The sequence below is a fragment of the Sphingomonas sp. Root720 genome, assembly GCF_001428605.1.
In the GTDB taxonomy this organism is placed as follows: domain Bacteria; phylum Pseudomonadota; class Alphaproteobacteria; order Sphingomonadales; family Sphingomonadaceae; genus Rhizorhabdus.
Genome location: NZ_LMID01000001.1, coordinates 1 through 18,177, shown reverse-complemented (window position 1 = coordinate 18,177; position 18,177 = coordinate 1). Strand labels below are relative to the sequence as shown.

General features: G+C 66.4%; 15 protein-coding genes. 4 read left to right on the top strand and 11 right to left on the bottom strand.

Going from position 1 to position 18,177, the window contains the following annotated elements:
* The first annotated feature begins 114 nt into the window (after window positions 1-114).
* The 3 genes from recA to ASE22_RS00065 all read left to right on the top strand — a co-directional run bounded on the left by recA (window position 115) and on the right by ASE22_RS00065 (window position 2,348).
* A complete protein-coding gene (recA, locus tag ASE22_RS00075; protein WP_056353260.1) occupies window positions 115-1,188 on the top strand; it encodes a recombinase RecA in 1,074 nt (357 codons plus the stop codon).
* Between the two features lie 147 nt (window positions 1,189-1,335).
* Window positions 1,336-1,683, top strand: coding sequence for a VOC family protein (locus ASE22_RS00070; RefSeq protein WP_056356146.1), 348 nt, complete (start codon window positions 1,336-1,338; stop codon window positions 1,681-1,683).
* 38 nt (window positions 1,684-1,721) lie between these two features.
* Window positions 1,722-2,348: a glutathione S-transferase family protein gene (locus ASE22_RS00065; RefSeq protein ID WP_056353258.1), complete on the top strand. Its 627-nt coding sequence runs from the start codon at window positions 1,722-1,724 to the stop codon at window positions 2,346-2,348.
* A gap of 174 nt (window positions 2,349-2,522) precedes the next feature.
* Here ASE22_RS00065 and ASE22_RS00060 read toward each other — a convergent pair whose 3' ends face one another.
* Window positions 2,523-2,924 (bottom strand): c-type cytochrome, encoded by a 402-nt coding sequence (locus tag ASE22_RS00060; RefSeq protein WP_235536195.1) that lies wholly within the window; start codon window positions 2,922-2,924, stop codon window positions 2,523-2,525.
* Window positions 2,925-3,004: 80 nt separating this feature from the next.
* On the opposite strand from ASE22_RS00060, the gene alaS reads away from it, so the two are divergent.
* Window positions 3,005-5,656, top strand: a complete 2,652-nt coding sequence (alaS, locus tag ASE22_RS00055; protein WP_056353256.1) for an alanine--tRNA ligase — start codon at window positions 3,005-3,007, stop codon at window positions 5,654-5,656.
* A gap of 3 nt (window positions 5,657-5,659) precedes the next feature.
* Here the strand turns inward: alaS and ASE22_RS00050 are convergent, their stop codons facing one another.
* From ASE22_RS00050 to istA, 10 genes are all read right to left on the bottom strand, one after another.
* Window positions 5,660-6,106: an SRPBCC family protein gene (locus ASE22_RS00050; protein WP_056353254.1), complete on the bottom strand. Its 447-nt coding sequence runs from the start codon at window positions 6,104-6,106 to the stop codon at window positions 5,660-5,662.
* Complete coding sequence (locus ASE22_RS00045; RefSeq protein WP_056353251.1) at window positions 6,103-6,966, bottom strand: SDR family oxidoreductase; 864 nt, start codon at window positions 6,964-6,966, stop codon at window positions 6,103-6,105. Before ASE22_RS00045 ends, ASE22_RS00050 begins: the two co-directional genes overlap by 4 nt.
* 4 nt (window positions 6,967-6,970) lie before the next feature.
* Entirely contained in the window at window positions 6,971-9,061 is a 2,091-nt protein-coding gene (locus ASE22_RS00040; RefSeq protein ID WP_235536196.1) for a TonB-dependent receptor, read from the bottom strand.
* 100 nt (window positions 9,062-9,161) lie between these two features.
* Entirely contained in the window at window positions 9,162-10,175 is a 1,014-nt protein-coding gene (locus ASE22_RS00035; RefSeq protein WP_235536197.1) for a Rieske (2Fe-2S) protein, read from the bottom strand.
* Window positions 10,176-10,228: 53 nt separating this feature from the next.
* Window positions 10,229-11,182: a threonine ammonia-lyase gene (locus ASE22_RS00030; protein WP_056353248.1), complete on the bottom strand. Its 954-nt coding sequence runs from the start codon at window positions 11,180-11,182 to the stop codon at window positions 10,229-10,231.
* Window positions 11,183-11,402: 220 nt separating this feature from the next.
* Complete coding sequence (locus ASE22_RS00025; RefSeq protein ID WP_235537490.1) at window positions 11,403-13,952, bottom strand: LuxR C-terminal-related transcriptional regulator; 2,550 nt, start codon at window positions 13,950-13,952, stop codon at window positions 11,403-11,405.
* 119 nt (window positions 13,953-14,071) lie between these two features.
* Window positions 14,072-14,506, bottom strand: a complete 435-nt coding sequence (locus tag ASE22_RS00020; RefSeq protein WP_056353245.1) for a DUF4440 domain-containing protein — start codon at window positions 14,504-14,506, stop codon at window positions 14,072-14,074.
* A 12-nt stretch (window positions 14,507-14,518) separates the two neighbouring features.
* Window positions 14,519-15,463, bottom strand: coding sequence for a xanthine dehydrogenase family protein molybdopterin-binding subunit (locus ASE22_RS00015; protein ID WP_235538110.1), 945 nt, complete (start codon window positions 15,461-15,463; stop codon window positions 14,519-14,521).
* Between the two features lie 260 nt (window positions 15,464-15,723).
* On the bottom strand, window positions 15,724-16,563 hold the full coding sequence (istB, locus tag ASE22_RS00010) for an IS21-like element helper ATPase IstB (protein WP_321163638.1): 840 nt from the start codon (window positions 16,561-16,563) through the stop codon (window positions 15,724-15,726).
* 17 nt (window positions 16,564-16,580) lie between these two features.
* On the bottom strand, window positions 16,581-18,068 hold the full coding sequence (gene istA / locus ASE22_RS00005; protein WP_056353239.1) for an IS21 family transposase: 1,488 nt from the start codon (window positions 18,066-18,068) through the stop codon (window positions 16,581-16,583).
* Window positions 18,069-18,177 lie beyond the last annotated feature (109 nt).

The window sequence follows — 18,177 nt, the reverse complement described above, 5'->3', positions numbered from 1 at the left end:
CGGAGGCCTGAGAACAAAAGAAGAAAGTTCACCCCTTGTTCCAATGGAACGTTTGGAGTACAAAAGTTCCAGTTTGAGGTTTCGGGCCACCCGATCTACGAGGGAGTGACGCACATGTCGGCGCAATTGAAGCTCATCGGATCCGAAAGGGAAGCAGCGAATATGGATAGGCAGAAGGCCCTTGAAGCCGCGCTGGCGCAGATCGACCGCGCCTTCGGCAAGGGCTCGGCGATGAAGCTCGGAAGCCGCGAGACGATGCAGGTCGAGGCGATCTCGACCGGTTCGCTCGGGCTCGATATCGCGCTCGGCATCGGCGGCCTGCCCAAGGGGCGCGTCGTAGAGATCTTCGGGCCGGAAAGCTCGGGCAAGACCACCTTGGCCCTGCATGCGATCGCCGAGGCCCAGAAGACCGGCGGCACTGCTGCCTTCATCGATGCCGAACATGCGCTCGACCCGGTCTATGCCAAGAAGCTCGGCGTCAATATCGACGAGTTGATCGTCTCGCAGCCGGATACGGGCGAGCAGGCGCTGGAGATCGCCGACACGCTGGTCCGCTCGAATGCGATCGACGTGCTGGTGATCGACTCGGTCGCCGCGCTGGTACCCCGCGCCGAGATCGAGGGCGAGATGGGCGACAGCCATGTCGGTCTCCAGGCCAGGCTGATGAGCCAGGCGCTGCGCAAGATCACCGGATCGATCAGCCGGTCGAAGTGCCTCGTCATCTTCATTAACCAGATCCGTATGAAGATCGGCGTGATGTACGGCTCGCCCGAGACGACGACGGGCGGCAACGCGCTGAAGTTCTACGCCTCGGTCCGCCTCGACATCCGTCGCACCGGCGCGATCAAGGATCGCGACGAGGTGGTCGGCAACGCGACCCGCGTGAAGGTCGTCAAGAACAAGGTCGCGCCGCCGTTCAAGCAGGTCGAGTTCGACATCATGTACGGCGAGGGCGTGTCGAAGGTCGGCGAGCTGATCGACCTCGGCGTCAAGGCGGGCTTCGTCGAGAAGTCGGGAGCCTGGTTCAGCTATGACTCGGTCCGCATCGGCCAGGGCCGCGAGAATTCGAAAACCTTTCTCCGCGAGAATCCCGAACTGGCGACGAAGCTCGAAGCGGCGATCCGCGGCAAGTCCGACGATGTCGGCGAGGCGCTGATGGCCGGTCCGTCCGAGGACGACGACGTCTGATCGGGGAGGCGGAGAGCGTTCCTCTCCGCCGTCGTTCCAGCGGAAGCTGGACTCTGCTCTTATCCTTCGTGCCCTCGGCATGGCCTGGTAGAGGCGGTGAGATCCGGGCTTTCGCCGGGATCACTGCATTGGATATGGATGAAGATGATGACTGCGCGTCTCAACTATGTCGAGCTGCCCGTCGGCGACACCGCCGCCTCGAAGATTTTCTTCGAGAAGGCCTTTGGCTGGTCGCTGACCGCCTTCGGGCCCGACTACGCCGCAACCATGGGGCAGGCGGGCGCCGATATCGGTCTCAATGGCGATGCGAGCGATGCCACCAAGGCGCCTCTGGCCGTCATCGAGACCGACGATCTCGAAGCCGCGCTGGCCTCGGTCGAGGCGGCGGGTGGCATGGTCACTCGCCCGATCTTCGCCTTTCCAGGTGGCCGCCGCTTCCACTTCTGCGAACCGTCGGGTAACGAAATGGCGGTTTATGTGAACGAGCCGGGCTGACGGGGGAAGTCGGGGCTGGTTCCGCCGGAGCCTCTACCATGGCGATCATCGTCCATCATCTCGAAAACTCCCGATCGCAGCGCATCCTGTGGATGCTCGAGGAGCTGGGTCTGGCCTATGAGGTGAAGCGCTATGCGCGCGACCCGAAGACCATGCTCGCGCCGCCCGAGCTCAAGCAGGTCCATCCGCTCGGCAAATCGCCGCTCTTGGAGCATGATGGCCGGATCGTCGCTGAGACCGCGACGATCATCGAATATCTCATCGCGCTCTCGGGAGGCCCGTTAGGTCCACCAGAAGATGCCGACGGCGCGCTGCGCTGGCGCTATTTCCTCGACTATGCCGAAGGCTCGCTGATGCCGCCGCTGTTGCTGTCGCTGGTGATCGCCAAGATGGGACCGTTCGGATGGCCCGCCCGGGGCTTCGTCTCGAAAATGGCGATGACGCATATCGATTATGTCGAAACCGAGCTCGGCCGGCACCCCTGGTTCGCCGGCGCCGCGTTCAGCGCGGCCGACATCATGATGAGCTTCCCTCTCGAAGCCGCCCGCCAGCGCCTCAAACTCGATGGCCGCCGCCCGGCCATCGTCGACTGGCTCGGCCGCATCCACGCCCGCCCGGCCTATCAGGCGGCTTTGGAGAAAGGCGGCCCCTACGCCTATGCGTGACGAGGCGTCGCCTTCGGGGCGCGGTCTGACGCAATGGGTGGCAGGTCCTATACGTGGCCGTTCTCCCCGAGAGCGGACCCTCGTGTCCGCTGGCAGTCCTGTTCGGATCGATGTGGGCGACCTGAGGAATTCGCCGACCTCATCCCGGGGATCTGATCGTGATTGGAACAGGCGTCATCGCCCCTTGGCGGGCTTCGGACCGATGTCTTTCAGATAGGCGATGAACCGCTCGATATCGTCGGGTTCCCACGGGTCGGACGGCATGTCGGGGTGACCGACCGTGATTCCCTCCGCCAGGGCCTCGTCGAGGGTTTCCACCGGATAGCGATAGGCCAGCGAGCGGAACGGGGGGGCTGCGGCGAGAGGACTGGCCCCGGTCTTCTCGGTAGCGTGGCAGGCGCCGCACCGCTTCACCGCCAGGGTATGGCCTTCGCGAACGAGCTTGTCGGGCCGCGCCGCGGCGGCCTGCGATGCGGCTAGGCAGGTCAGGCCGAACAGGAGGGCCAAGGATCGCTTCGACAGGTTGGACGTCATCGAGCCATATTCCGCGCCGGCGATGCCTTCGACCATACGCATTACGCCGTAGATGGCGGAGATATGCCATGATCTCGGCCGAACCGCTTGAGAAGCGGCCCTCTCTCGCCTAAGTCGCTCCCATGACCTCGACCAACGACATTCGCCGCTCGTTCCTCGACCATTTCGCGCAGGAGGGGCACGAGCCGGTGCCGTCGGCGCCGCTGGTGCCGCACAACGATCCCACGCTGATGTTCGTCAACGCGGGCATGGTGCCGTTCAAGAACGTCTTCACCGGGCTGGAAAAGCGCCCCTATTCGACCGCGACGTCTTCGCAGAAATGCGTGCGCGCCGGCGGCAAGCACAATGATCTCGACAATGTCGGCTACACCGCGCGCCACCACACCTTCTTCGAGATGCTCGGCAATTTCTCGTTCGGCGACTATTTCAAGGAACGCGCGATCTCGCTGGCGTGGAGCCTGCTCACCGGCACCTGGGGCATTCCTGCCGAAAAGCTGACCGTCACCGTCTACCACACCGACGATGAGGCTTATGGCCTGTGGAAGAAGATCGGCATCCCAGAGAGCCGGATCATCCGCATCCCCACGTCCGATAATTTCTGGTCGATGGGCGACACCGGCCCCTGCGGCCCCTGTTCCGAAATCTTCTACGATCATGGCGCGCATATTCCCGGCGGTCCTCCGGGCAGCCCCGACGAGGATGGCGACCGCTTCGTGGAGATCTGGAACCTCGTCTTCATGCAATATGAGCAGGTGGACAAGGAGACCCGGATCGACCTGCCGAGGCCCTCGATCGACACCGGCATGGGGCTGGAGCGGATCGCGGCGGTGCTGCAGGGCGTCCACGACAATTACGATACCGACACCTTCAAGGCGCTCATCGCCGCCTCGGGCGAACTGACCAAGACCGCGACCGACGGCGCGAACAAGGCGTCGCACCGCGTCATCGCCGACCATCTGCGCGCCTCGGGCTTCCTGGTCGCCGACGGAGTGCTGCCCGCCAATGAGGGGCGCGGCTATGTGCTCCGCCGCATCATGCGCCGCGCCATGCGCCATGCGCATCTGCTGGGCGCGGCCGAACCGCTGATGCACCGCCTCGTGCCGAGCCTGGTCGCCGAGATGGGCGCCGCCTATCCCGATCTCGTCCGCGCGCAGCCGCTGATCGAAGAGACGCTGAAGCTGGAGGAGACGCGCTTCCGCCAGACCCTGGCCAATGGGCTGCGCCTCCTCGACGAGGCGACCGGGGGCATGAAGGCCGGCGACGTCCTGCCCGGCGCGGTCGCGTTCAAGCTCTACGACACATTCGGCTTTCCTTACGACCTGACCGAGGACGCGTTGCGCGCGCAGGACCTGGGCGTCGACCGGGCGGGCTTCGACGCGGCGATGGCCGAACAGAAGGCGGCCGCGCGGGCCGCGTGGAAGGGGTCGGGCGAGAAGGCTTCGGACGAAATCTGGTTCGACATCGCCGAGGAGTTCGGCGGCACCGAGTTCACCGGCTATGTGAGCGAGGAAGGCGACGGCCAGCTCCTCGCCATCGTCAAGGACGGCCAGCGGGTCGATGCCGCCACCGCGGGAGACGAGGTGGTGCTGATCACCAACCAGACGCCCTTCTACGGCGAGAGCGGCGGCCAGATGGGCGATGCCGGCCGGATCACCGGCGACAATGGGCTCGATATCGCGGTGGAGGACACAGCCAAGCCGCTCGGCCGGCTCCACGCGCATCGCGGCAAGCTGGTGAGCGGTACGGTCAGGACCGGCAGCGCGCTGCACCTGAGCGTCGATGGCGATCGCCGCGCCCGCATCCGCGCGAACCATTCGGCGACCCACCTGTTGCACGCGGCGCTGCGCCATCGGCTCGGTGGTCATGTCACCCAGAAGGGCAGCCTCGTCGCCGCCGATCGCTTCCGCTTCGACTTCTCGCACCCCAAGGCGCTGACACACGAGGATATCGTCGCGATCGAGGCCGAGGTGAACCGCCATATCCGCGAGAATGAGGAGGTCACCACCCGGCTGATGACCCCCGACGCGGCGATCGAAGCCGGCGCGATGGCGCTGTTCGGCGAAAAATACGGCGACGAGGTCCGCGTCCTCTCGATGGGCAGGGCCGATGCCCGGACCTATTCGGTCGAGCTGTGCGGCGGCACCCATGTCTCCGCGCTGGGCGATATCGCGCTGTTCAAGATCATATCGGAAAGCGCGGTGTCGAGCGGGGTCCGCCGCATCGAGGCGCTGACCGGCGAAGCGGCGCGCCAGTGGCTCAACCAGCGCGACGAAAAGCTCAGGGAAGCCGCCGCCGCGCTCAAGACCTCGCCCGACGAGGTGCCCGCCCGGATCGCCGCGCTGGTCGAGGAGCGGCGCAAGCTCGAACGCGAGCTGACCGAGGCGCGAAAGGCGCTGGCCCTCGGGGGGGGCGGCAAGGCCGAAGCGGCAGGCCCGGAGGACGTCGCGGGTGTGAAGTTCCTGGCCCAGGTCGTCGATGGCCTCGATCCCAAGGGTCTGCGCGGTCTGGTCGACGACGCCAAGGCGTCGCTCGGATCGGGGGTGTCGGTGATCGTCGCGGTCAACGAAGGCCGGGCGAGCGTCGCGGCGGGCGTCACCGGCGACCTCGTCGACCGGATCAGCGCGGTCGATCTCGTCAAGGTGGCGGTGGCGGTGCTGGGCGGACAGGGCGGCGGCGGCCGTCCCGACATGGCGCAGGGCGGCGGCCCAGACGGCGACAAGGCGGCCGATACCGTCGCGGCGGTGCGCGACATGCTGGCGAAGGTACCGGCCTGACAGCTATTGGGCGGACTTCGCCAGTGCCGTCCGGACATTGGCGATCAGCATGTCGTGGTTCCGCTCGGCGATCGCGCGGGCGGTCTCATCGTCCATGTCGACCGGCATGAAGCTTGTCCGCAAAGAGAGGATCGACGAGGCCGGGCCGGCGGGGATGATGCGGGCATAGCCGCTGTGGCAGGCGAAGGGCACGATGTCGCCCGTGTCGACGATGCTCAGCCGCATTTCGAGGGTGGCTTCGTCGCACAGCTCGAGCCGCTCCTTGACGACGATGTCGGGCGAATGGCCCTCGAGCCGCATATGGCGGATCATTCCGATGCCTTCTCCCTCGAAATCGATCGAGGCGACGATGCCGCGCTCGAGCCGGCATTGCCCCTCGCGGCTCGACAGCAAATGCCACAGCCGTTCGGCCGGCGCGGCGATGCGGGTGGCCTTCTCGACGACGATCATGCGGCGGGCTCCTTGTTCGTGAGCGCCAGCGACCGTCCGATCAGCCGATCGACGGCGCGATCGCCCAGCAGGCGCGGCAATGTCCAGTGCATCAGCCGCCCGCGCATGAGCGCCTGGCGCGGACGCGGATTGCGGATGGTGAGGGCGCGATGGATCAGCTCGGCGAAGCGCTCGGGCGGAAGCGCGGCGCGGCCGGCGGCGGCGAAGGCTGCCTTGAAACGGGCGAACGGCGGGCCGAAATCGCTGTCGGCGAAGCGCTCGTCTTCGGCCCGATCGATCTTGTCCCATATCGGCGTACGCACCGCGCCGGGCTGCACGACGACCGTCCTGATGCCATAGATCGCCAGTTCGCGCCGCATCGCATCGGACAGCGCCTCCAGCCCGTGTTTGGAGGCGGCATAGCCACTGGTGAAGGGCAGCGCGATCCGCCCGCTGACCGACGATATGTTGACGATCCGGCCGGGCGGCCCGGTTCGCGACGGATCCGCGCCGAGCAGCGGAAGCAAGGCCTGGACGACGCGCAGTGTGCCGCACAGGTTGACCTCGATCTGCGCCTGCCAGTCCTCGATCGGCTGTAACGCGAGCGGGCCGAAATGAGCGAGCCCGGCATTGTTGACCAGTCCGTCGAGGCGCCGGCCGTCGAGCGCGGTCGCGATCTCTGCCGCAGCCCGCCCGATCGCTTCGCCGTCGCGCAGATCGAAGATGAGCGGCGTCACGCCCGGGCCGATCGCGGCAGCGAGCTTGTCCGCCGCCGCGCTGCTTCGGACGCTACCGAAGACCTGCCATCCACGCTCGACGAGCAGGGCGGCGGTGGCCAGGCCGATCCCGCTCGAGGCCCCCGTGACGACCGCCGCCCGCATTGGCCTAGAAATTGAACCGGCCGGTCAGGCCGTAGCGGCGCCCCCAACTCCTCTGGTTATAGTCGCCGAGCGGCGCGCCGCTGAAGCGCTGCGCGACGACGTCGATCAGATATTCCTTGTCGAACAGGTTCTCGACATAGGCGGTCAGGGTCACCGGGCCGGTGCGCAACGACAGCCGCGCATTGACGAGGTTGACGAAATCGAGCCGGTCGCGATTGTCGACCTCCCAATAATAATGGCCGCCCTTGCCGTTCGCCTCGACGCGCGGCGTCAGCTCCATGTCGTCGCCGAGCGGGATGCGGTACTGGACCGCCGCCGAATAGGACCAGCGCGGTACCTGTGGAAGCTCGTTGCCCGTGAAGTCGCCTGCGGCCGGCAGCCCCGCGAACAGCGTCGTGTCGTAGCGCGTGATCTTGGTGTCGAGGAAGCCGCCCGATAGCGAGACGTCGAGGCCGTCGGCGGGCCGCGCGGTCATCTCCAGCTCCGCGCCCATGATCCGCGATCGCGGTATGGGATTGGTGATGATCTGCGCCCCGGTGAGCTGGTCGAACAGATAGATCTGCCGGTCCTTGACCCGCGTGTAGAACATCGCGCCGTTGAGGGTCAGCTTGCGGTCGAGCCAGGTCGACTTGAAGCCTCCCTCGAAGCTCCAGTTCTCCTCGGCCTTATAGGCGCGGGTGATGCGGGCGTTGGGATTGAAGCCGCCGCTGCGAAAGCCCTTGCCTGCGGAGGCGTAGAGATTGGCGTCCGGCGTCAGCTTGTAGGTGATCGCCAGCTTGGGCTGGAACGCCTTGAAGGTCTTGTCGTAGCGCGGGAGGCCGGGCAGAGCGCGGTCGGTCTGTTTGCGCTCGTCGATGTCGTAGCGCAGCCCCAGCGACAGATCGAGCTTGTCGGTGGCGCTGTAGTTGGCCTGGCCGAAGAAGGCATAGGCGAGATTGTCGTCGGTCGACCGGGTCGCGGTGAACACCGTCGGCGCGGGGATGGGGAAGGGGAACAGCACCCCGCCGGCCCCCGGGCGCACGAACAGGACGCTGTCGAGCTTCTGATCGGTCTTGATCAGATAGGCGCCGGCCATCCAGTTGAACCTGCCCGGGCCCGAGGCGAGCCGCAGTTCCTGGCTCCACGCGTCCGACTTGAAGCCCTGCGTGCCCGAAAGATAGTCGAAGGGCAGGAAGTCGAAATCCTCGTTCAGGAAGAATTTGGTCCGCGTGTAGGCGCTGACCGAGGTCAGGGTGACGCCCGGAAATTCATAGTCGATCTTCACCGATGCGTCGTGGAGATAGCGATCGACCTTGCCGGGAATGTCGGCGGTGATCGGCAGCAGGTCGGTCCGCTGCGCGCCGGGCGGCACGAAGCTGTACCAGGCGGCACCGCTGTGGTTCTCGGTCCGCGACCCGCGGACATCGATGGTCAGCGCCTCGGTGGGCTTGGCGATCAGGCTGCCGCGGAAGGCGTAGGATTCGTCGTCGTTGACGTCCTTGTTCAGGGTGACGTTCTTGATGTCGCCATCGAAGTCGCGCACCGAGCCCGACAGGCGGAACAGCAGCTTGTCCTCGACGATCGGCCCGCTGATCGCGGTACGGGCGCGCAGGTCGCGGCCGGTGCCGATCGTACCCTCGACCATGCCTTCCAGTTCGTTGGTGGGCTGGCGGGTGACGATGTTGAGCGCGCCGGCGATCGCGTTGCGGCCGTAGACCGCGCCCTGGGGCCCCTTCAGCACCTCGATCCGCTCGATATCGAACAGGTCCTGGGTGAACTGATTGACGTTGTTGAGCTGGACTCCGTCGATCACCACCGCGATCGGCGGTTCGCCGTTGCGGACCTGACCGACGCCGCGAATGTTGATCAGCACGATACCGGGCTGTTCCGCCGACGAGATGCTGAAGTTCGGGACATTGAGCGCTACGTCGCGGATATTGTCGATATTGGCCGCCTCGATCGTCGCCGAGGTGAAGGCGGTGATCGCTTCGGGAACGTCCTGCAGCCGTTCTTCCCGCTTACGCCCGGTGACGACGATCTGGTCGGGTGCCTCGCTCGCTTCCGCTACCGCCGGCCCTCCCGTTTCGGGCCGCTGCGCCACGGCGACGGTTGCCATTGAAAATACTGCAGTTCCAATGGCCCAGCGGGCTATCTTCAGTTTCCCTGTCATGATTTTCTCCACGTCCCCTTTTGGCGGTCGGTGCCGCCTCCCTCGTTCAGATGAAATCGCGTGACGGATGGGCGCGCGGATAGGCGCGCATATAGTCGAAGAAGCGGGCGAGCGTCTTGTCGCTCCTGGTCAGCGTGCCCGGACGGAACTTGAGCGACGACATGACCATCAGGTCTTCGGAGACCACGCCGCGCTCGAGTTCCTCGACGAAATCGAGGAAGCGCTCGACCTCCTCGGGGGTGCCGCTGTCGCGACGAGCGACGAGCACCATGTAATTTTGCGCCTGGCCAGGCTGCGGCATCCCCATCGGGTTGAGGAACCCGAACCAGCGCCCCGCATAGTCGGTGGTCTGGTAGTAGAGCGACGTGCCGTAGATGCCGACGACATTGTCGACCGGAGATCCGTCGGTGTGGATGCCCGAGAAGCTGTAGAGCATCGAATGGTCGGTCCAGGCGATGTCCTCGGGATCCTCCTGGGTGAACTTCACGTTATGCAGCGCCTTGATGTGCTGCATGTCGGGCGTGTTCGCGCACTGGATCCAGGGGTCGACGCCGTTGGGCTCGCCGTTGACGATCGTCCGGATGACCAGTTCCTCCTCCGGATAGGGGAAGTCGGGCAGGTCGTAATGGGGCTCGTCGCCGTTGAAGGCCCAGACGATGCCGAACTTTTCCTGGCTGACGAACTTGTAGAGGCGCGCCGAGGGCGGCGGCGGATCGCCGATCGCGGTATGGACGCAGCGGCCATCGCCATCATAATTCCAATGGTGGAAGGCGCAGCGGATCGTATTGCCGATGACGTCGCCCGAACGAAGGTCGGCGCCGAGATGCGGGCAGAAGGCGCTGGTGACGTTGGCGACCCCATCCTCGCCGCGGAACACGACGATCCGGCCGTCGAGGAAACCATAGCCCTTGACCGTGCCGACCGGCACGTCGCTCGACAGGCAGATCGGGAACCAGGACTGGGTGAAGAGGCCGTCCTCGCCTTCGAGCAGGATCTTCTCGCCCTGGACTCGGCTTTTCGGGTTGCCGGCGGCGGGTCGGTTGATGGCGGTGGTAGACACGAATTACTCCTTTGGAACGTCTGGAACGGCGGGATGAACCCCGGCGACATCGGTCACGGCACCGCGCCGGCCAGGATGGCAGCCAGGTGGCCGGGATCGAGGTGCCCGCCCGATACGATGCACACGACCGGCCCGGGATCGGCCCGCGCGATGGCGGCCGCCACCGGCGCGGCGCCGGCCCCCTCGGCGATCAGGTGATGGCGCTCCGCCAGCAGCTTCACCGCGGCGGCGGTTTCGGCGAGCGAGACGAGCGCGGCGTCGTCGACCAGCGCGCGGACATGCGGCCACATCGCCGGGATCACGGCGGGCCCGCCCATGCCGGTGACGAAGCTGCCGGAATCGAATGGGACCGTGACCGGCTTTCCGGCGGCGAACGCCCCGCGCAGCGGCGCGCCCGCCTCGGTTTCGCACGCGACGATCATGGCGGTCGAACCGCGGGCCTTCAGCCCGGTCGCGACGCCGGTGGTCAGGCCGCCGCCCCCATAGGGGATGACCACCGTCGCGGTCCCGGGCAAATCCTCGGCGATCTCGAATCCGATCGTGGCGTTGCCGGCGATGACGTCGCGGTCGGCGACCGGGTGGATGAAGGCCGGGTCGTCGGAGCCGTCGGCAAGCATCGACCACCAATCCGCATAGGCGAGGCGGACGATCGTGGCATCCATCCGGCGCAGGGCGGCCAGCTTGCTCTCCGCGGCGCTCTCCGGGACATAGGCGGTGACCGCGATGCCGCGCTCGCGGCCGGCATAGGCCAGGCCTTGCGCGAAATTGCCGGCGCTGGCGGTCGATACGCTGACATGTCCGGCTTCCACCCGCTGTAGCAGCGCGTTGGCGGCGCAGCGTATCTTGAAGGAACCGACGGGCTGGAGCATTTCCAGCTTCAGGAAGATGTCGTTGCGTCCATCGCCCTGCAGGCGGATCAGCGGGCTCCGTATGGCCAGGTCCGATATCCGACGCGCCGCCGCCTCGATGGCGTCGGCATCGGGCAGCAGAGGAGTGTCGAGGGCCATGGCTCGGCGGGCTCCAGCCTGGTCGGCGAATGATGGTGCTGGTGACGACATTCCGGTCCCCCCGACCTGGTTGCGGGGTCATGAGACGGCTATCGGTCGATGCTGACAAGCCTCGGGCCCGACCTGCGGGCACTCCCGAAAGTATGTGTCGGGAAGGGGGCGAGGAGGGGGCTGGCCGTTCGGATAGGTATGCCGCCGAAAATGCCGTCCCGCTCGCTGGTCAGTATAGCAAGCCCTGCTGCTGGGCGACGGCGATCGCCTTCACCCGGTTGTGCGCCCCGAGCTTCCGGTAGATGCGCTGGAGGTGGAATTTCACCGTCGCTTCCGAGACGTTGAGGCGCTCGGCGGTCGATTTGTTCGACTCGCCCTGGGCCAGGCTCAGCAAAATCTCGCGCTCGCGCCCGCTCAGATAGGAGCCTCCGGCGTCCTGGTCGATGACATGATCATAGCTTCGCCCGAGCCGTACCGAGAGGTCGGCAAGCAGTTGGGCCGCCTCGGCCGTCAGACCATGCCGCTGCGAATGATGCGATGCCAGCGAGCACAGCCGCGCCATCAGCTCGCCTTCTTCCAGAAAGGCCTGGATCGATGGCTGGAGCGGGCCGGACTGGAGCAACTCGACGAAGCTCGCGATCGCGCGCTGCGGGCTACCCGAGCAGGCGAGCAGGATCGCCCGCAAGATGCCTACCTTAAGGACGAGCCGTCCGATCCCGCGCCGTTCGCATTCGGCTTCCAGCGTGTCGAGCAGCACCGTTGCCCGGCGAAACTGGCGCGAGTGGATCAGCAACCGCGCATTGGCGATGCCGAGGGCCAGCCGCTCGCGCCAGCGCGCATCGTCGTCCCCGGTGCTGCCCAGGCGGATCGCCCGCAGCGCGGCGCCGGCCTGGTTACGGTGGCCGGCGAGCGAGAGCAGTTCGGCGCGCAGGATCTGCATCACCAGCGACAGGCGGGGCAGGCCGGTGCGGATCGCGGCCTCCTCGCCACGCCGGGTCACCGCCAGCGCGCTTTCGAGCCCGCCGTCCTGGAACGCCCGGAGCGCGGCCGTGCGATAGCCGCTGACGAACAGGTCGAGCCAGCCGTCATTGTTCTCGGCGCTCAGCAGCGCGGGCAGCAGGTCGATGCCGAGATCGCCCTGGCCCCGCTCGAACAACAGCTCGGCGCGCAGCAGACGCGACAGGGCGGCCATGTTGGGTTCTTCGGGGAAATATTGGACCGCGATCGATTCCGCGCTGTCGAGATGGCTGCCGACCTGATCGTAAAGCCCCTGCCAGCCGCGCGTCGAGGCGAGATGGAGATGGATGTAGAATTGCCCGTAGCGCGAGTCCGACTTTGCATAATAGCGTTCGGCGGCGAGACCCGCCGCCGCCGCATTGGCGAAATTGCCGAGGCCGAGATGGACGCGACAGAGCAGGTTCTGGACCCAGCCCTGATGGATCATGTCGGCATGCGGGAGCTGGCTCGCGACCTCGGACAGCCGTTCGGCCAGCCCGGTGGGCAGGGGTTGGTCGGCATGGCAGCTGAGCATGACGTCGAGCAGGTCGAGGTCGCCGAGCACACCGGCCGGGACGGGCTGCCCGCCACCGGCCTCACGCAGGCGCTGGATCAGCCTCCGCGCGTCGGAAACGCGCCCTTCCTTCGACAGGATCAGCGCCTCCGAGATGCCCAGCGAGGGTTCATGGTCGAGATAATGGCGCGGAAAAGCGGCAAGCACCGAACGCAATGTCCGCAGCCCATAGCGCATCGACAGATTGGCGGGCCCGAAGCGCCGGACGAGCTGGACGCATTCGTCATAATCCTGGGCGAGGCAGGCATGGAGCACCGCCTCGTCGGTCGCGTCATGCTCGATCATCCACGTCTCGATCGCGCGGTGAACCTGCCGAATGTCGGTGCCGACCCGCGCCTGCAGTCGGCGCATCAGTGCCGCTCTGAGCATCGCATTGCCGTGGTACCAGAGGCCATTGAGCCGGCGGGCCTGGAGCAGGCCGGCCGATCGCCCCAGCCGTTCGATCGTTTTCTCGATCGACGCGTCGGGAGCGAGGAGCCGCGCCAGATCGAGCGTGAAACGCGAGACGACCGCCGTCCGTTCGAGAAAGTCGACATCCTCCGCGGCCAAAGGCGCCAGGATCTGTTCGTCGAGAAAGTCGGCGATCAGGCCGGCCGACAGCGATCCCATCTCGCCGGCCAGCGCGGGCGGGTCGCCCGCCTCGAGCCCGTCGCGGACGAGCTTCAGCAGGATCGGCCATCCTTCGCACCGCTCGACGAGCCGCGCGATGTCGGCATCCTCGCCGGTGTTGAGAAAGGCGATCGCCTCCTCGCGGGTGAAACTCAGATGGTCTGGCCCGATCAGCGCGACCCTGTCCTGGGCGCGAAGCTTGGCCAGGCCGGGCAGGGCTGCCTCGCGGGAGGCTATGACGAAGCGAAGGCCGGGGGTGAACAGGATCAGGTCGGACAGGGCCTCGGGCAGCCCTTCGCCAGCTTCGTCCATGCCGTCGAGGAACAATATATCGGCGCGGTCGTCCGAAACTTTCTCCAAGGCTTCGGCGATCGCGGCGGCGGTGGCGGCCGGCGGATCAAGGCCGACCGCTCCCGACACCCGGCGGAAGAAGCGATCGAGATCGGCGTCGCGCTTGTCGAGGACGAGCGCCGCGCATCGCCGGCCATCGGCTTCCAGCACGTCGCGCAGCCGATCGAGCGCGATGCTCTTGCCATAGCCGGCCGGCGCCCGGAGCAAGGCGACGTCGTGGCGCAGGATCCGCGGCGCCAGTTCAGCCATACGTCGGGACCAGCCGTCCCCGGCGTTCATCATCGTCCTCCCGCCCTCGCGCATGTCACGACCGCCAGCTTACCCCTCCGGGCCCGAACGGAAAGCCTCTATCGCGCATCGGGATTGCCTCAGACCAGCTCGGCGGGAAGCGGCTTGCCTTCGTCCTCGCTGTCCCAGCCCATGGCCGCGATCTGCCAGTCGCCTTCATTGCGGACGAACAGGAAGCCGTTCGCCCCCCGGCCGACCGAGCCGCCGTCGATCTGCGCCTGATAGCTGCCGATCGCCACGGCGAGATTGCCGAACACCTTGACGATCGTCTTGTTCGCGCGTTCGTCGAAGGTTTTCATGCCGCCGCTTTCGTACAGGCCGCTCATCCGGCCCACGAAGCTGTCGATGTCGGTCGGACCTGCCGGCCTGGCGGCGGGAACGAGCACCGCGTCCTTGCGCACCGCACCCGAAAAGGCGCCGAAATCGGGTGCCTTCTCGCCCGACCAGCTGATTGCCTCGAACATCTGCTCGACGATCTCGCGGATGCGTGCCTCGTCTTTCGCATAATCGGCCATGGGAAAATCCTTTCAGGGTTGCAGCAGGTTTTCGGGACGGATTGGCAAGCGGTTGACGAGCTCCGCCGCGCTATCGCCCAGAGCGTCGCGGATCGCGTTGGCGATCGCCGCAGGAATCGGGATCGTGCCGCTTTCGCCGACGCCCTTGGCGCCGTTCGGGAAGAAGGGCGAAGGCGTCTCGAGGTGGACCAGCGTTATCGGCGGCACGTCGGCGGCGAAGGGCAGGGGATAGTCGCGCATGCAGCGGGTCAGCGGTTGGCCGGCGGCGTCATGATCGAGTCCCTCGTAGAGCGCCGCCCCGATGCCCTGGACGATGCCGCCCACCACCTGCCCCTCGACGAGAGCGGGATTGATCTGCCGCCCGCAATCATGGCCGAACACGATCTGCCGGATATCGACCAGTCCGGTCTCGCGGTCGACCTCGACGCGGGCGAGGGCGACGCCGTAGGTGATGGCGAGCGTCGCGGGATCGAAGCTCGCGCGTGCGTCGATGCCCGGCTCCATCCCGGTCGGCAGGTTATGGGCCAGATAGGCGGCGCGCGCGACCTGCGCGATCGAGACACGCCGCGCGGCATCGCCCAGGACCTGGACGCCGCCCTGGCTGAGTTCGACCGCCTCGGGGTCGGTGCCGAGCAAATGGGCACCGATCAGGCAGAGCTTCTCGCGGATTCGACCGGCGGCGAGCATCACCGCCGATCCGCCGATACCGGTCCCCCGGCTGCCGCCACTGCCATAAGCGGTGTAGGGACAGGCGTGGGTGTCGCCATGGACGACGGTGACGTCATCGTCGGGCATCGTCAGCCCGGCCGCGCAGATCTGCTGCAGCACGCGCTCGACCCCCTGGCCCATCGGCGTCTGGCCGGTAAAGACGATCACCTGGCCGCTGGGCTCCATGCGGATGGTGGTGTCAACGCCGGTCGGATTCCAGGCCAGCGTGGCGGAGTAAAAGCAGGCCATTGCTGATGCTGGACAACGATATGAAGAGGGCCCCGATCGGGGCCCTCGATCCATGGATCGCCGTTTTCGGCCGGCGTCCTTCTGGAAAGGCGCGACTCATTTCTTTGAACTGAAGATTGTCTCAGCGTGGCGGGGTTGTCAACGCCGGTCGGATTCCAGGCCAGCGTGGCGGAGTAAAAGCAGGCCATTGCTGATGCTGGACAACGATATGAAGAGGGCCCCGATCGGGGCCCTCTTCATATCGTTGTCGTCGTCGTCGATCAGGCGGTGGTGATCTCGCCGGTGTCCGGATCGATGATCTCGATGGTCCGGTTTTGCTCCTCCTTGTTAGCGGAGCGGCGGCGGCTGGTGGACTGCTTCAGCCGATAGCTGTCGCCATTCATCGTGAGGATACTGACGTGATGTGTGAGCCGGTCGAGCAGCGCGCCGGTCAGCCGCTCGGATCCGAGCACTTGCGTCCAGTCCTCGAACGGCAGGTTGGACGTGACGATGGTCGAGCCGCGCTCATATCGCTGGGAGAAGACCTCGAACAGCAGCTCTGCCCCGGTGGGGGACAGCGGCACGTAGCCGAGCTCATCGATGATCAGCAGCTTCACCGCTGCGAGGTCACGCTGGAGCTTGAGCAGGCGTCGCTCGTCGCGTGCCTCCATCAACTGGCTGACCAGCGCCGCCGCGGTCGTGAACGCGACCGTAAGCCCCTTCTGGCAGGCCGCCAGGCCGAGCGCGAGCGCGACATGGGTCTTGCCCGTGCCGCTGTTGCCAAGCGCGATCACATTCTCGCGGCGCAGGACATATTCGCAGCGTGCGAGCTCCAGCACGAGCATCTTGTTGAGGCTGGGGATGGCGGCGAAGTCGAACGTGTCGAAGCTCTTCACCGCCGGGAACCGTGCTGCCCGGATGCGCCGCTCGATCGTGCGCCGTTCGCGATCGATCAGCTCGAGCTCTATCAGCCGCAGCAGGTAGCGGGGATGATCGGTGCCGTCGCGGGCGCACTCACGTGCAACCTTGTCATACTCGCGCAGCACCGTTGGCAGCTTCAGTTGCTTGAGGTGGTGGGCCAGCAGCACCTGTGGCGTGCCGCTCATTGTGCCCGCCGGCATCGGGTCGGGTGTGCCGCTCATGCCGCCAACACCGCGTAATCGGCAGCGGCGGTCGTCTTCACCGACGTTCTCGGCAGATGCGGATAGGCCGCCATGTCCAGCCGGGCGGGCCGCCGCTCCACGCGCGCCAAGGCGATCAGCTTGACCGCGTCGAAGCCGATCGCACCGATGTGGATCGCCTGGGTCACGGCAGCGGTGACGATATCGAGCGGCAGCGCCTCAAGCAGTCGCAGCACCTGGATAAACTCGCGCTTGCCCCGGTTGCCCATCCGCGCTTCAAGCAGGTGCCGCATGTGCTGGAACACCTCCGGCAACTCCCAGCCCTGCAACGCCGCGGCTTGGTCGAGCGCACCTGGCTTGGTCTCGATCAGCGCCAGATAGTGGAGCGGATCGGCAACGAACGTGCCCTCGCTATAGCAGCGCTGGTGGCGAGCGATCTCCCTGCCGCCACACAGGATCACAACCTCGGCGACGAAGCCCTTCACCACCACGTCCTGGAATCCATAGGTGGTTGGCACCGAGTAGTCGTTCGTCCGGTAGCGCACGAGCGACATCGATGAGACCCGCGCCGCCCGCTTCTCGCACGCCTCCAGCGGGACCGCCGGCAGCGGCCGCAACACTGCACGGTCGGCCGCCAGCCGTTCGCCGATCGTCTCGACATGGCGACCGGCGTGATCGTTCTGTCGAGCGCGGCAGCGATCGGCGAGCATGGCGTTCAGATCGTCGAAGCTGGCAGCGTGCGGGACTGGCACCATGAAGTTGGCGCGCGAGAACTTGACCAGCCCCTCGACCTTGCCTTTATCGTTGCCCTTTGCCGGCCGCGCGAAGCGATCGCGGAACAGGTAGTGGCTGCATAGCTCGGTGAAGGCGCGGGTACGCTCCCGCTTCCCGTCGCCGCAGATCTTCGCCACCGCGATCGTGGTGTTGTCATAGAGGATCGACAGCGGCACGCCGCCGAAGAAGGCGAACGCCGACACATGCCCGTCGAGGAACGCTTCCGTGGTCTCGCGTGGATATGCTTTCACAAAGCAGGCATCCGACTGCGGCAGATCCATACACAAAAAGTGTATCTTCTGGCGCACGCCGCCGATCACGCCGATCGCCTCGCCAAAATCGACCTGCGCATGGCCCGGCGGGTGTGCCAGCGGTACGAACGTCTCGCGCCCGCGCGCCCGCCTGATCCGGACATGATCCTTCACCACCGTGTAGCCGCCGGCAAAGCCATGCTCGTCGCGGAGCCGCTCGAAGATGCGCTTGGCCGTATGACGCTGCTTCACCGGTGCTGTCTGGTCCGCCTCCAGGATCGCATCGATCACGGGCAGCAGCGGTCCCAGCTTCGGCTTCGCCGCCGGCTCCTTGCGCGTATAGCCCGGCGGCAGAGAAAACCGGCACATCTTGGCCACCGTCTCCCGGTTCAGCCCGAACACACGTGCCGCCTCGCGGCGGCTGTGACCCTCCACGAACACGAAGCGCCGAACAGCGGCGTAGCTCTCCACGGCAAACATCCCCGGCCGCTCCCAAAAGGGATCAGCCTAACCACTGGCCGGATTTTACTCCGCCACGCTCAGCACAACGCCGGCGTTCCGATGGCCTGCTTTGTCACCGGCGCATCCA

Excerpts from the sequence above, each read along its gene's own strand:
- recA (WP_056353260.1), top strand. The coding sequence starts at position 115 with ATGTCGGCGCAATTGAAGCTCATCGGATCCGAAAGGGAAGCAGCGAAT.
- ASE22_RS00070 (WP_056356146.1), top strand. The coding sequence starts at position 1,336 with ATGACTGCGCGTCTCAACTATGTCGAGCTGCCCGTCGGCGACACCGCC.
- ASE22_RS00065 (WP_056353258.1), top strand. The coding sequence starts at position 1,722 with ATGGCGATCATCGTCCATCATCTCGAAAACTCCCGATCGCAGCGCATC.
- ASE22_RS00060 (WP_235536195.1), bottom strand. The coding sequence starts at position 2,924 with ATGCGTATGGTCGAAGGCATCGCCGGCGCGGAATATGGCTCGATGACG.
- alaS (WP_056353256.1), top strand. The coding sequence starts at position 3,005 with ATGACCTCGACCAACGACATTCGCCGCTCGTTCCTCGACCATTTCGCG.
- ASE22_RS00050 (WP_056353254.1), bottom strand. The coding sequence starts at position 6,106 with ATGATCGTCGTCGAGAAGGCCACCCGCATCGCCGCGCCGGCCGAACGG.
- ASE22_RS00045 (WP_056353251.1), bottom strand. The coding sequence starts at position 6,966 with ATGCGGGCGGCGGTCGTCACGGGGGCCTCGAGCGGGATCGGCCTGGCC.
- ASE22_RS00040 (WP_235536196.1), bottom strand. The coding sequence starts at position 9,061 with ATGGCAACCGTCGCCGTGGCGCAGCGGCCCGAAACGGGAGGGCCGGCG.
- ASE22_RS00030 (WP_056353248.1), bottom strand. The coding sequence starts at position 11,182 with ATGGCCCTCGACACTCCTCTGCTGCCCGATGCCGACGCCATCGAGGCG.
- ASE22_RS00025 (WP_235537490.1), bottom strand. The coding sequence starts at position 13,952 with ATGGCTGAACTGGCGCCGCGGATCCTGCGCCACGACGTCGCCTTGCTC.
- ASE22_RS00020 (WP_056353245.1), bottom strand. The coding sequence starts at position 14,506 with ATGGCCGATTATGCGAAAGACGAGGCACGCATCCGCGAGATCGTCGAG.
- ASE22_RS00015 (WP_235538110.1), bottom strand. The coding sequence starts at position 15,463 with ATGGCCTGCTTTTACTCCGCCACGCTGGCCTGGAATCCGACCGGCGTT.
- istB (WP_321163638.1), bottom strand. The coding sequence starts at position 16,563 with ATGCCGGCGGGCACAATGAGCGGCACGCCACAGGTGCTGCTGGCCCAC.
- istA (WP_056353239.1), bottom strand. The coding sequence starts at position 18,068 with ATGTTTGCCGTGGAGAGCTACGCCGCTGTTCGGCGCTTCGTGTTCGTG.